Annotated in this window: 13 protein-coding genes; 8 read left to right on the top strand and 5 right to left on the bottom strand. The window is 40.4% G+C overall.

The window, feature by feature from the left end:
- Nucleotides 1-6: 6 nt before the first annotated feature.
- A complete protein-coding gene (locus KFT32_RS00065; protein WP_211744922.1) occupies nt 7-1,536 on the top strand; it encodes a DHA2 family efflux MFS transporter permease subunit in 1,530 nt (509 codons plus the stop codon).
- 79 nt (nt 1,537-1,615) lie between these two features.
- On the opposite strand, the gene KFT32_RS00060 is transcribed toward KFT32_RS00065, so the two are convergent.
- Both KFT32_RS00060 and KFT32_RS00055 read right to left on the bottom strand, forming a co-directional pair.
- Nucleotides 1,616-2,347, bottom strand: a complete 732-nt coding sequence (locus tag KFT32_RS00060) for an RluA family pseudouridine synthase (RefSeq protein ID WP_211744921.1) — start codon at nt 2,345-2,347, stop codon at nt 1,616-1,618.
- A 3-nt stretch (nt 2,348-2,350) separates the two neighbouring features.
- Nucleotides 2,351-3,214: a class I SAM-dependent methyltransferase gene (locus KFT32_RS00055; RefSeq protein ID WP_211744919.1), complete on the bottom strand. Its 864-nt coding sequence runs from the start codon at nt 3,212-3,214 to the stop codon at nt 2,351-2,353.
- Nucleotides 3,215-3,387: 173 nt separating this feature from the next.
- On the opposite strand from KFT32_RS00055, the gene KFT32_RS00050 reads away from it, so the two are divergent.
- The 5 genes from KFT32_RS00050 to KFT32_RS00030 all read left to right on the top strand — a co-directional run bounded on the left by KFT32_RS00050 (nt 3,388) and on the right by KFT32_RS00030 (nt 6,853).
- Nucleotides 3,388-3,801: a hypothetical protein gene (locus tag KFT32_RS00050; RefSeq protein ID WP_211744918.1), complete on the top strand. Its 414-nt coding sequence runs from the start codon at nt 3,388-3,390 to the stop codon at nt 3,799-3,801.
- A gap of 198 nt (nt 3,802-3,999) precedes the next feature.
- A complete protein-coding gene (araA, locus tag KFT32_RS00045; RefSeq protein ID WP_211744916.1) occupies nt 4,000-5,493 on the top strand; it encodes an L-arabinose isomerase in 1,494 nt (497 codons plus the stop codon).
- A gap of 178 nt (nt 5,494-5,671) precedes the next feature.
- Complete coding sequence (locus KFT32_RS00040; RefSeq protein ID WP_211744914.1) at nt 5,672-6,124, top strand: flavodoxin; 453 nt, start codon at nt 5,672-5,674, stop codon at nt 6,122-6,124.
- Between the two features lie 14 nt (nt 6,125-6,138).
- A complete protein-coding gene (locus tag KFT32_RS00035; protein ID WP_211744912.1) occupies nt 6,139-6,573 on the top strand; it encodes a hypothetical protein in 435 nt (144 codons plus the stop codon).
- A complete protein-coding gene (locus KFT32_RS00030; RefSeq protein ID WP_211744911.1) occupies nt 6,533-6,853 on the top strand; it encodes a hypothetical protein in 321 nt (106 codons plus the stop codon). Before KFT32_RS00035 ends, KFT32_RS00030 begins: the two co-directional genes overlap by 41 nt.
- On the opposite strand, the gene KFT32_RS00025 is transcribed toward KFT32_RS00030, so the two are convergent.
- Together KFT32_RS00025 and KFT32_RS27530 are read right to left on the bottom strand one after the other, a co-directional pair.
- Nucleotides 6,841-8,337 (bottom strand): 4-hydroxyphenylacetate 3-hydroxylase family protein, encoded by a 1,497-nt coding sequence (locus KFT32_RS00025; protein WP_211744910.1) that lies wholly within the window; start codon nt 8,335-8,337, stop codon nt 6,841-6,843. The genes KFT32_RS00030 and KFT32_RS00025 overlap by 13 nt on opposite strands.
- Before the next feature lie 317 nt (nt 8,338-8,654).
- Complete coding sequence (locus KFT32_RS27530; RefSeq protein WP_211744909.1) at nt 8,655-10,118, bottom strand: PAS domain-containing sensor histidine kinase; 1,464 nt, start codon at nt 10,116-10,118, stop codon at nt 8,655-8,657.
- 165 nt (nt 10,119-10,283) lie between these two features.
- On the opposite strand from KFT32_RS27530, the gene KFT32_RS00015 reads away from it, so the two are divergent.
- Together KFT32_RS00015 and KFT32_RS00010 are read left to right on the top strand one after the other, a co-directional pair.
- The gene (locus tag KFT32_RS00015; protein WP_211744908.1) at nt 10,284-11,006 is read left to right on the top strand and encodes an SDR family NAD(P)-dependent oxidoreductase; all 723 of its coding nucleotides are present in this window, start codon (nt 10,284-10,286) and stop codon (nt 11,004-11,006) included.
- Between the two features lie 178 nt (nt 11,007-11,184).
- Nucleotides 11,185-11,430, top strand: a complete 246-nt coding sequence (locus KFT32_RS00010; RefSeq protein WP_211744907.1) for a hypothetical protein — start codon at nt 11,185-11,187, stop codon at nt 11,428-11,430.
- A 226-nt stretch (nt 11,431-11,656) separates the two neighbouring features.
- On the opposite strand, the gene KFT32_RS00005 is transcribed toward KFT32_RS00010, so the two are convergent.
- Nucleotides 11,657-13,592, bottom strand: a 1,936-nt coding sequence (locus tag KFT32_RS00005; protein ID WP_211744906.1) for an S-layer homology domain-containing protein, incomplete at its 5' end; no start/stop codon positions are given.

The following is a 13,592-nucleotide window of genomic DNA, read 5'->3' as shown; positions in this document are numbered from 1 at the left end:
CTTCTTATGAGTAGTATTGCTGCGAACCAGTCTTCTGTGACAGGAGATATAAAAAGAGGGCCCATACTGTTTGCAATGTTGCTTGGTGCGTTTGTTGCATTCCTAAACCAAACTTTACTTAATGTTGCATTGCCAAGCATCATGGAAAGCCTAAGTATTTCAGAAACGACAGTTCAATGGTTGTCGACTGGATTTATGCTTGTTAATGGGGTGCTGATCCCAATCACAGCCTATCTGATGGCGAAATTTACAACGAGACAAATCTTTATTACGGGTATGTCCATGTTCACGATCGGTACACTTCTGTGTGCGATTAGCCCTACTTTTGCTATCCTTATGACAGGACGTGTAATTCAAGCAGCAGGTGCTGGTATTATGATGCCTCTGTTGTCCGTAGTTATTCTTAACATTTATCCAATTGAACAACGTGGTAAAGCAATGGGTACAATCGGGATCGCTATGATTCTGGCGCCTGCTATTGGACCTACTCTTTCCGGATATATCGTTGAGAACTACGATTGGAGAACTTTATTCTGGATTATCCTTCCGATTGCTGTGATTTCTGTCCTCGTCGGAATGCGTTTTGTTAAAAATGTAACCACAATTAGCAATCCTAAGCTTGATGTGTTATCCGTCATTTTATCAACGATTGGATTTGGCGGTTTGCTATACGGATTTAGTGATGCCGGTTCAAGTGGTTGGGGAGACCCAATTGTAGTTAGCTGTCTTATTGTTGGAGCTATTGCACTACTCATTTTCGTATTAAGACAATTTAAACTGGAAACTCCGCTTCTTGAGTTCCGTGTATTTAAAAACAGAATGTACACGCTGAATACAGTGATATTGGTTGTCGTTAATATGGCAATGTTCTCTGGTATGATCCTGCTTCCTATTTATCTTCAAAATACACGCGGTATTAGCCCACTGGATTCTGGTCTTCTTATGTTGCCTGGTGCCATTGTAATGGGGATCATGTCTCCAATCACCGGTGGTTTGTTCGATAAATTTGGTGCAAAATGGCTGAGTATTATTGGTCTAGTTATTACCATCGTAACTACTTATGAATTCAGTAAGTTAACAATGGACACTACCTATACTCATCTTATTGTAATGTATACTTTCCGTATGTTCGGTATGTCACTACTAATGATGCCGATTCAAACGGCAGCACTTAATGATATTCCGCAAAAGCTGAATGCGCATGGTACTGTAATGCTGAACACAATGCGTACGGTGTTTGGTGCAATCGGAACCGCAGTTTTTGTAACGATTTACAGTAGCTCGCTCAAACAATATGTTCTTGATCAAGCGGGTGTGAATATGGATGACAAAGCAGCATTAGGTAAATTGATGATGGAATCCCCGCAAACAATGTTACAAGCGAGCATTCATGGTATTAACTTTGCCTTTATCATTGCTACGGCTCTGACTGTTGTGGCACTCGTATTCGCATTCTTTATCAAGAAATCGGTACCGAAAGATAGTAAGGGAGTTCCTCTTACGAAACCGGAAGTTAGCACTAGCCAATCTAATTAATTTTATAGATTAAAAGACCCAAAAAAGCCGTTCTGCTAGAAGCAGAACGGCTTTTATTTGTTTACTTTGAAACTGCGGTTTAGACAAAAGGCTGCTGAGCAGCACTTTGATACAGTTTTTCAGGCCATTCATTCCAAGGGTATTCTCTTGGCGGAACGGATATGAGCTGTACATACTCTTTGGTCACCGGATGAGGGAAACCGACCGAACAAGACCATAGTGCCAGCTGCTGACCAGGTTTATTCATAGATGTTCCGTATTTTTGATCCCCGTATAAAGGGCAGCCCATTTCTTTGCATTGAACTCGGATCTGATGGGATCTGCCCGTGTGAAGGACTACTTGGATCAGACTAAACCGTTCGTTCTGTCCCAGAACATAATAGTCAAGGACGGCTTCCTTACCTCCTGGAGTTCCCTCAGACACAGCAGAAACAATGTTAGTCTGCTCGTTTTTGAGCAAGGTATGCTTCAATCGTCCCTGACGGTCAGGGGGATGACCATGAACTACGGCCACATAGGTTTTATCGAATTTTCTAGTGCGAACTGCGTCGGACAGTCTAGATGCTGCTTTTGATGTTTTGGCAAAAATCATAGCTCCGCCTACAGGTCGATCTAATCGATGAACAAGACCAAGATATACATTACCCGGTTTATCAAACCTGATTTTAATGTCTTCTTTCAGCAAATTTAGCATGTCCATATCACCAGAAATATCTGCTTGAGTGGGTACATTGACTATTTTTTCGACACCTAACAGGTGATTATCCTCGTAAAGAATCGTTAGAGGAGGTAACTTGTGTTCGCTACCCATCACTTAGGACTCCCAACGACCCAAAATACCGCACGGCAATGTCATACCGGATTGTGTAATGGGAAGACCGATTTCTCCGGCAGAAATTTCTCCGCCATATTTCTCCGTCATCGTCATATTCAGCATATTGGACAGAACGGTTGGAGATATACCGGTTGTATAAGAGTTGATCAACATAAACAGTGGGTTATCGGACAGAATTTCTGTACACGATTCAAGGAACGGATAAAGGTTCTGCTCGAGCTTCCAAGTCTCACCGTTCGGTCCGCGTCCGTATGATGGAGGATCCATAATAATGGCATCATAACGATTACCGCGACGCTGTTCACGTTGTACAAATTTAAATACGTCATCTGTAATGAATCGAACAGGACGATCTGCCAGTCCAGAGAGTTGGATATTTTCTTTCGCCCACTGTACCATTCCTTTTGCAGCGTCTACGTGAACGACACTTGCTCCAGCGTAGGCAGAAGCAACTGTAGCTCCGCCTGTGTAAGCAAATAGGTTCAGCACGGAAATAGGTCTGCCTGCATTTTGAATCTTGTCCATCATCCAGCGCCAGTTGGCTGCTTGTTCTGGGAACAATCCGGTATGTTTAAAACTAGTCGGTTTGATGTAAAATTTCAGCTGGTCGTAAGAGATTGTCCAGCGATCAGGAATCGTTTTTTTCATATCCCAGCTTCCTCCGCCGGAGGAACTGCGATGATAATGGCCGTGTACATCACGCCATGCACCTGTCTCTTTTTTTAGGGGCCAAATGATTTGCGGATCGGGTCTTCTGAGGATGATATCTCCCCAACGTTCCAGTTTCTCTCCGCCACCAGTATCAATAACTTCATAGTCTTTCCAATCTTGAGCTGCGTACATGTAATTAATCCATCCTTCAATTTAACATTTAGATACTATTGTACAACATTTCTTTGTTTTCATGCCAGTATTCCCCGTTATATAGCGGAAAATAGCTTCTAGATCATCTGTCAAAATGTACTGTCTATCTCTTTTTGGGTAAACTACAAGTATAGGAAGAAAGGAGGAGAGACATGGGAAACAGTAAAGTATGGATTGTATGGACACTTATCGGGCTTGGTTTGTTTTCAATTGTACTGTATATCTATTCTTTTTTCGTGTATCACTCAGGTCTTGATTTCGGATTTCTCATCTTTGGCATACTGCCAATCAGCTGGGGACTATACGAACAGTCTCGGATGAAAAAAAACAAAAACATTAGGATGGAGAAGCAGCTGTTAAAACTGTCCATGGAGCATGATCATCTGCTGACAATATCGGAGATTGTACTCTATACAGATCTAGATCAGAAGACGGCGGAGCAGGTGTTAGATGAATTGCGTAAAAAAGGACTAGTGAAAATAAAAGTAGCTGATAACGGGATATGGGTATATGAATTTGAACCTTTACTGACCACAGAACAAAAACTCTCGGCCGAACGAGTGTAAACACGTAAGCAAGAGTAAAAATCTGGTGAATCTTCCTCTTGTATTAAAAAGAATAACGAGTTACAATGAAGTCGAACTAGTTGTACGTACAAGATAACAAATTTAAGAGGTTATATCTAACAATATTGTATTTATTCGATTTGTTGTACGTACATATAAGGCTTCTTTTTATCTTGTATACAATGGGGAGGATACCGCATGTCTCAATTGAAACCGCTTCAATTTTGGTTTGTAACAGGAAGTCAGCATTTATACGGTCCAGAAACGTTAGATCAGGTGGAAGAACATTCCCGTCACATGGTGGAAGTTTTAAATCGGAATGAGAATGTTCCACATCAGCTAGTAGCTAAACCTGTACTTACAACTTCAGATGGGATACGTAGATTGGTTCTGGATGCGAACAGTGACGATCGTTGTGCAGGTATTATTACTTGGATGCATACTTTCTCTCCAGCGAAGATGTGGATTGCTGGTCTAACTCAACTTAAGAAACCATTGCTGCATTTGCACACTCAGTTTAACCGTGATATTCCTTGGGATAGTATTGATATGGATTTTATGAATTTGAACCAATCGGCACACGGTGATCGCGAGTTTGGCTTTATCGGTGCAAGACTGGGTATACCCCGGAAAATTGTCGTTGGATATTGGGAAGATACGGAAGTTATTGGCCGTGTAGCAGGATGGATGCAGTCGGCTGGCAGCTATTTGGAGAGCCAGAGCTTAAAAGTTGCTCGTTTCGGAGATAATATGCGCGAAGTTGCGGTAACTGATGGCGATAAAGTAGAAGCACAAGTAAAACTGGGATGGTCTATTAACGGTTATGGCGTGGGTGACTTGGTTCAGTATGTAAATGATGTTTCAGAGGGCGAAATTAGCTCTCTTTATGAAGAATATCAGTCGTTATACACCATAACACCAGAAGCAGACAAATCGAGTGATATCAAGGAATCAATTCTTTATCAGGCTCGCTTGGAGCTTGGAATGAAGAGATTTTTAGAAGATGGCGGATTTAAGGCGTTTACGACAACGTTTGAAGATTTACATGGACTCAAACAGCTTCCTGGTCTTGCAGTGCAAAGACTTATGGCAGCTGGATACGGATTTGGTGGAGAGGGAGACTGGAAGACTGCAGCACTCACTCGTCTTATGAAAACGATGGCTGGTAATAAAGGAACTTCCTTTATGGAAGACTATACGTATCATTTTGAACCGGGAAATGAAATGATTTTGGGTGCTCATATGCTTGAAGTTTGTCCAAGCATAGCTGCTACGAAACCAAAAATTGAAGTACATCCTCTATCGATCGGTGGCAAGGCTGATCCGGCACGTCTAACCTTTGATGGAGCAGGTGGAACTGCCGTCGTTGCATCTCTCATTGATCTTGGAAATCGTTTCCGTCTGATCATTAATGAAATTAATGCTGTCCAGCCAGAGCGGGATATGCCTAATTTGCCTGTGGCAAGAGTTCTTTGGAAACCGGAACCTTCGCTGTCTGCATCTGCAGAATCTTGGATTATGTCTGGCGGCGCTCATCATACGGTATTTTCTTATGTACTGAAAACAGAGCAATTGATTGATTTTGCCGAAATGGCAGGCATCGAAAGTGTCGTTATTGACAAAAATACAAATCCGCAACAGTTCCAAAATGAATTGAGATGGAATGATCTCTATTGGAAACTTAAAAATTAATCTATATTAGAAATTCAATAAATAAATAGTAAAGTGGTAGTGAAAAATACGCTTTCCTTCGGGAAGGCGTATTTTTCTTTGCATGATTGATTTAGTATGACATACAATTCATATTTGACAATGATAATCATTATCAAATATGATATGGCAATAACATGAAAGAAAGAAGGAAATAACGATGGCAAACATCTTAATCGTATATGCAAGTTTAACGGGAAATACAGAAGAAATTGCGGATCTCATTGCAGCAGGGATAAAGGGCTCAGATCATAAGGTAGTTATGAAGACTTCTGAGGAGTGTAGAGCAGATGAGTTACTGAACTATGATGGAGCACTTATAGGCTTGTACACTTGGGGAGACGGGGATTTACCGGATGAATTTCTAGACTTTTACGAGGAACTTGACGAGATCGATCTTACAGGGTATCCGATTGCCCTTTTTGGCAGTGGAGATACATCCTATGATCTATTCTGCGGAGCAGTAGATACGGCAGAGGCAAAAGTGAAGGAAAGAGGTGCAGTGGTTAAGGAACCATCACTGAAGATAGAGTATAGTCCACTTGATGAAGAGAAGAATGATTGTCGTGCGCTTGGAACGCGTTTCGTAAATTCAATGGTTAGCGCGGGATAAAAGGGGGAATTCAGATGGAAAGACCGTCTGAGGTGGCAACAGAGAAGGTTTTGACCGATTATAGATTAGAAGAAATGTTATGGTCTGAACAGTCATGGAAACGTTTAAGAAGGGAGGAGCATAGTAAACCTGAGGAGATTGCATGGAGGCATCGTGTTCAATATGCAATTAGTCATACTGTTAACGAATATTATTCTCTTCTTCCAGAGGTTCGAAGGGAAGTTCCTATCCAATATTTACTTGAAAAACGTTGGCCCCGGCATATGACAGGATTTGATTCCACTGACCACTATTGGAATGTAAAGGCGAGGGTTACAGATGAACTAACCCGAGTGCTCTCCCAAAGAACAGAGCTTATGTATCCTACTCTGCTCTTTGAAGAACTAGGTGTTTTTTCCCGAATTACAAATGCGCTTATCCGTCATATTTCAAACGGCATGGCAGCTTGATCAGGATTGTTCCACTCGCTTAACCATTCATAAATACATGGTCAGTTATCATCCAGAAGTCGTTTATGCTTATCAGCAGATTACGACCGCTTTCTGTGTTCAGGCTTTTGGGAAGCTTCCTCATGGTATTGAAGTATATTGTCTAATGGAGGGGAAGAAAGTAACCTGGATACCCGATGAGCAGGATTACCTGCTCGCATTGGATTATGTTAAGCTTGCGTTTCCACTGTGCGATCCTACCAGCAAAAACATCGGTACGCTTGACTATCATCGCTCATAATGGTTTATTAGGTCCTGATCTTCTGTGATCTTCTTTTGAGTGCCTAAGAAGTTTTGGATAAGTTGCTGATAATCTTCGTGATTATCATAACTGTTGAACATACGGAAATTAACGGTTTGGGCATTTCCGAAGAAGAAGCGCTCAAACTGACTTTGGCGTCCCCCAAATGCTCCTGCACCTAGTTCCCATGCCAGTCTAAATAGAGCAATCCGATCCTTAGCGGTTGTCTCTAGACCATGTAAATACTTCTCGACATAACCCCCCACCTCGGAAGAAAGATCCGCTTCGGAAGGAATCATGATAATCCCACTAGATCCTAACCGCTGAATCATATCCACCATTTCCAGATAAAACTTTGGAAACTCTATGCTGGCTGCAAGAAGAGGACTTGATGCAGGAACACAATATCCAAATTCATTCTTTTGTGATCCTTCTTCAGCAGCGATCCTGAGCGCTTTAAAAGTTTCAAGCTTTGTCATGATTTGAGCAATTTGCCCAACGATATTAGGATCAAAACTTACATTTTGTTCTTGGGCCAGAGACTCCATAAGTCCGAGGAAAAACTCGGTTTTGGCAATGTACCTGGACACAATTTGGTGACCGATATGCGTATGGAAATTACCATCGGTGAACAAGCGGTATCCAACATTTTCATCTCCGTAATAGAACATTCGATCATGTGGAACGAGTACGTGGTCAAAGATAACAAGGGTATCCATCTCTTCAAAACGAGCGCTAAGTGGGTGATCATATAGATACTCGGACGCATTACTTTCTCGGCAAATAAACGTTATGCCATCTAGATCATTAGGTATACTAAAAGCAAATGCATAAGGATTTTTGTCTTCAATAGGGGTTATAGAAGGCGAAGGGAACACAAGCATCTCGTCACAAGTCACACCTTGTGTAGCCATCATAAATGCTCCACTAACAACGAATCCTTCATCATTGATTTCAATCACTTTGGCTGCAATGGAATCCTCGATCGAATCCACTTGTCCTGAGAGCTTGCATGCACTTGGCTGAATAAAAGCATGAGACAAAGTGATATCGTTATCTCTGCAATAAGCATAATAATTACGAAGGTTATTCGCATGAGCGGGGTTATGTTCTTCCAGAATATCTGCCGCTGTGTACAAGGACATAAGTGCAGTGTTCATATAGTCCGGAGAGCGACCAAGAAAGCCATGATGTTTGGCGGACCAAAGATCAATCATTTCCTTTCTTTTCTTTAAGTCCGCTACAGTAACAGGAGGGAGAAAAGAAATTCCTACGGGTTCTCCCGTTAGAGGAGAGGGATAGGTCATCCTATCTTTGTATTCGGGTTCGCACTGCAAATCATATAATGCCGCTTGTGTTTTCATGAGTCCACTGAATAAAGGATGTTCCGAATAAGGACCAGTCAACTTCTTTCCTTTGTACCATAAATTTAAGTTCTGTTTATTTATTCGTTCAATGTACTGACTGCCATTTTTTATTGGCATTTCTTTCACCTCTTGTGGTTCGACTAGGAAGATAGACGGAAATCTACCTGGCTGTTAGGTTACTGTACGAAAAAGAGGTTTCAAAAGTACCTTGTCCAGTAAGGGAGAGGAAAGAATGGGCGATATGTCTATATTTTTATATTGCGAAGATGGGTAGGTACAGGCTTAGGTTCGATAATTTTCGGAGTGAAATGCGAAGAGCCGTATGCAAAGTCAACATAAGGACTTCAACAGACGGCTCTTCCACAGCATCCGAGATTTAATTATTTATTGGATATAGTAATAATTATTGAAATGTAAACATCCCATTCTTATGCCTACATATCGGCTTCATCTGCGACACTAATGATAGGAAGAGATACCGTAAAAGTAGTACCTTGCTGAGGTATGCTATTTACAGAAATGGCTCCGCCATGATTATGAACGATATTATGCGTAATGATAAAACCAAGACCAGTCCCCGTATCTTTTGTCGTATAAAATGGACTTCCTAGCGTTTTAACCTCTTCCTCTGTCATCCCACACCCCTCATCTTGCACACTAATCCGGACTTCGTTTTCACTTGTTTGGATGTGAATATGAATGTTTCCTCCATGAGTCATGGATTCCATCGCATTTTTAAACAAGTTAATAAACACTTGCTTCAGCTGATTTGTGACACCATTTATTAAAATAATTTGTTTTTCTGGATATTTTGGAAGGATCTCAATATTTTTTAGTGCAGCTTGTACATTCATTAAAGTGATAACTTGGTCTAACAAAGGTATTAAATGTAAGGGAGAGCTAGTATGCGTCGTTTGGGGCTTGGATAAGACCAATAGCTCGTTCACGATGAATTCAATGCGTTTCAATTCGGACTCAATGATAGAAAAATATTTATCGTTTTTGCCATCGGAAGAGCGCAGGAGTTTCATAAAGCCGTTGATGGCCGTAAGTGGATTGCGGATTTCATGGGCAATACCAGCAGCCAACTGCCCTGCGGTAGATAATTTTTCGGATTGCATGACCCGTTCTTCTTCCACCTTTTGTTCTGAGATGTCTTTGAATATGCCAACAACTGCCGGTTGGCCTTGGTAGGTAACATGTAATGAAAATCCTTCTACATATTTTTGCTGGCCATTTAAGCAATGGATCAGGTAGCGGACAGAACCATCCGCATTTTTATTATAAAATTTTTTTCTTCGTTCGGAGAGAGCGCTATGACTGGAAGTATCTACGATTTGGTTAGTGCTCATTCCGAGTACTTCATCCAGACTTTTTGCAAAGACTAACTGTAAACCCGCCGGATTGACGTATTTAATAACTCCATGATTGGTAATAAGTACGGATAGGGGGAGTCTCTCTATCAGTTGTTGAAAAGAGTCTTCTTTTTTATGAAGATTCGATTCTGCATAATGTAGCTCAGTTTCCATTTGTCTTAACATTGTCTTGTTCTCGAATTGAACAAAATAATGTAGGGGATCTTTATTGACATCCAGAATGACAGAAATACTGATATCCAGCGATAATAGGGTTCCGGAAGGATGGTTGTAGAATTGTTCGAATTGGTGGCGATTGATTTCCTTACATTGAAGGAGCTCACTAATCGGGACAAGCTCAGCAATGATTTCCTCAATGAAATGGGGTAGAAATGATGAGTATACCTCGTTCGGATCGTATCCTAGGAGTTCATATAGTGCGGAATTCACTTTTAGAATGGTTCCACCAGGTGAAATAAGAGCCATACCAATCGTAGCGTGTGTAAAAGCAAAGTCATAGCTTTGAACTTCATAGGGTAGCACTGAAGGTCTCCTCTCTTATCCATGCCAAGGTTAACGTATTATTGTATATTATAATGCTTCAGAAGAAATCATCAATGCTTAAGTAGCGACTACATCATGTAGGTTGTGTACAATGGTAATATGTAGCTTCAAAAAATAGTCAGATACCTAAGAAGGAGTTAGCGAATGAAAAATTATATTATTTTTGGAGCAAGTCAAGGTTTGGGGGATGCCTTTGTTAAAGGACTACCTAATGAGGGGGATCAAGTATGGATCGTTTCTAGAAGCAGACCGAATAGTTTGGACGTAAAGGATGGAATTCAGAGAACATGGATTCAAGCCGACTTGTCGCAGCACTATGATGCTGTTAGCCTAATTGCACAATCACTTCAAAATGAAACGATAGATGTACTTATCTACAACGTTGGTATTTGGGAAAAAGAAGGCTTCGAAGATCATTATGACTTTGATAAAGATGATCCAGCTGAAATTGCGAACATCATACAGGTGAATATGACTTCGACCATCATTTGTATTCAGGCCTTGTTGCCAAATTTGCGAAAATCAGAAGCGGGTAAAATCATTATGATCGGTTCAACAGCGGGATTAGATCATTCCAATAATGCTCAAGTATCTTTTGTCGCTTCTAAATTCGGTTTACGTGGAATAGCCAGTGCGCTACGGGTGCATGTGCGAAAAGATAATATTGCAGTTACCTGTATCAATCCAGGTGAGCTAGCTGCAGAGATACCTTTTGAAGAGGGAGCTGAAAAAGCGATTTCTGATTACAATGGAACTCGAATCCCTGTCCAAGATATCGTCTCTCTGGTAAAGTGTGTGGTCAGCCTTTCAAAAGCAGCTTGTGTTAAAGAAATTCATGTTCCTGCTATGAAGGATGTAAATGCATAACTTACCTATTGGAAAACACAATATGCTCCACCTAAACTCATCAAGGAGTGTAATAGTTAGGAGATTTAAATGGATATAGGTTATGCTGCCAATGAGCATATCAAAGTAAATCGTATACTAGATGATTTCGACTTCGGAATAGATGAGCAAATTAAATATGTAAAATGATGTAAGCATTTTGAGTACCAAAATAAATCCTTGCAGGGCCGGACAAGATGGTAAATTTGATATTATTATTCTTGGTGAAATAAAAGATGCTAGTGTTTTTCACATTGGCCATGATGGAGCCACCATCTATCTACTCTCGAATAATAAAACATATTCAACACTTGAAAATGCTATGGCGAAAATGCCTACTGTTATGCTAGAAGAGATAGAAGAGTTTGATTACGATTACAAGAGTGTATTCCTTTTTGAGAGTTAGAGAAAAGAATACTACAATTGTCAGTCATCACTTTTTTTCAATTCATAATGCTAAAAGTATTTAGTAGTGACTGTTCATATCGATCAAAACTATAGATTCTGGGACAATTGTGTCTACGAAAGTTTGACACATTTAAATGATTTTTTTATCAAATATAGATTTTATTGAGCATAAATAAGAAAAGACGGCAAATTGCCGTCTTATCCTACCTTAGATCAAATAAGAATTAAAATCCTGGGGTAACTGAAACTAAAGTGATGCTTTGCTCAATAGATGGAGTTCTACCTGATCCTGCTCCATCAGCATCTGCCCTAAAAGTAATAAGGTAAGTTCCTTCTTGTGGAATGACTTGATTATGAAGTTCAAAAGATAGTACTTTTCGACCTGAAATCTCAGAAAGGACTATGGTTTTTCCACCGTTGCTAATAAGGCCTTCTGTGAAGTTTTTCCACTTAGTCCCGTCGTGATAGTAATCCTCTACACCAAATGAAATTCCTTCTACAGTTACTTCTAAAGTGCCATTGTTAAAAACCTCTGGCATAAAGTAATCAAATCGAATGTGGAAAGGGCTAGAGCCTGCTGCAAACTCTTTAACTTTTAATACCGCGCCATCAAAACCATAAACGTCAGAGGTTACTGTAGGCATCCCGTCTTTAGTTAGAGAAATAACAATGGCTGAATCACTATTTTTCTCAGATTCATTTAGAGCTTCATCGGTGGCAGTTATTACATATTTATATTCACCTGGGGCTAAATCTCCAAGATTGCCAGCAGCTACTGAACCATCGGCATTACTTATTCCTAAAATAATAGGTTCACCTAATTCTCCATCATCAATAGTACCTTCATTGTTTGCGTCATTCCAAGGGTAAGCTCGAATCATTGCATTTTCTTCGCTGACGGCTGATTCTAGCCAAGAGATTTGGTCGCTAATCCCGTTGTAATTATCAATTACTTCATACTTAGTGATGTCAACAGAAGGCGGTGTTGTGTCGGGTACTGGGAGTGGTTGGATAACGACCTGATCTAATGACTTAGCAACTGTTTGTCCTATTTTAGTGCCCGTGGAAGCTGTTGGTGTTACTTCAACACTGATATAGTATCCTATGTCGTCTGCAGTAAAAGTGTAAGAATTAGCATCAATATTAGGAATTAACATTTTGTTGTTGCCTTCGATATCAGAAGAGCGATACCATGTGTACTTAACTGATTCTAAGAGGTCGTTCTCTGGATCATCATACGTAAATTCAATCGAAACATGTTTACCTACAGAGACGTCGCTATTTTCATCTTCAAATACAAAACTTAAGTTTTTAGCCGTAGGGGCAACATTTATCGGCGGTGCTGGATTTTGGTCATCGGGTACTGATGGTTTTGTAGATGGCGGTGACACAGGATTTGTTACCGATGTTGAAGGTTTTTCTTCTTCCTCCGTCTCTACTTCAGGCTCAGGATCTATAGGTTTCGACTCATCTTTTATTTGATCTAACTCATCTTTTTTTAGAAGGAATTTAGAAGTTACAAAGGCCACATCTTGACGAATAACACTGCTCTTTGGATCAAATTTACCGTTTGGTTTACCTATAATGATATTATTTTCCAAAGCAGCAGCAACAGCATCCTTTGCCCAATTTGAAATGAGCGATGAATCTGTATATGTGAGATTCTCACCTTTGCCTGTGATATCAATATCTAAGGCATTTACAAAAATGACAGCCATCTGTTCACGTGTGAGTGTCTGACCTGTTCCGAATATGCCATTGCCCATACCGTTGAGCAGTCCTGCCTTATGAGTTGCTTCCACAGCAGAAAAAGCATAGGAATCCATAGGTACATCTTTGAAGGTCGCTGACCGAGGAGGGGCATTTAAATCAAGTTTTAGAGCTTTGGCAAGTACAACTGCAAAATCCTGTCTTTTTATGGTTCCTAGTGGATTGAATTTTCCATTCCCAGTGCCATTCATTATCCCTTTTTCGCTTAATTCAAGGATTGCGTTTTTAGCATAATTGTTTGAAACATCTGAAAGAGTGGGAGAGGCCATAGCTGGAGAAACCAATGTTCCAAGCAAGGCAGCTGTTGATAGAATAGAAATGGATGCAGTTGAAAGTTTACGAGTTTTCATAAATAACCCCTTTTTATAGTATAAAAGACTTATTATATAT

The organism is Paenibacillus sp. Marseille-Q4541, assembly GCF_018310695.1.
Lineage (GTDB): Bacteria > Bacillota > Bacilli > Paenibacillales > Paenibacillaceae > Paenibacillus.
The sequence above is the reverse complement of the archived record's forward strand: the minus strand, read 5'-3'. Positions and strand labels throughout refer to the sequence as shown.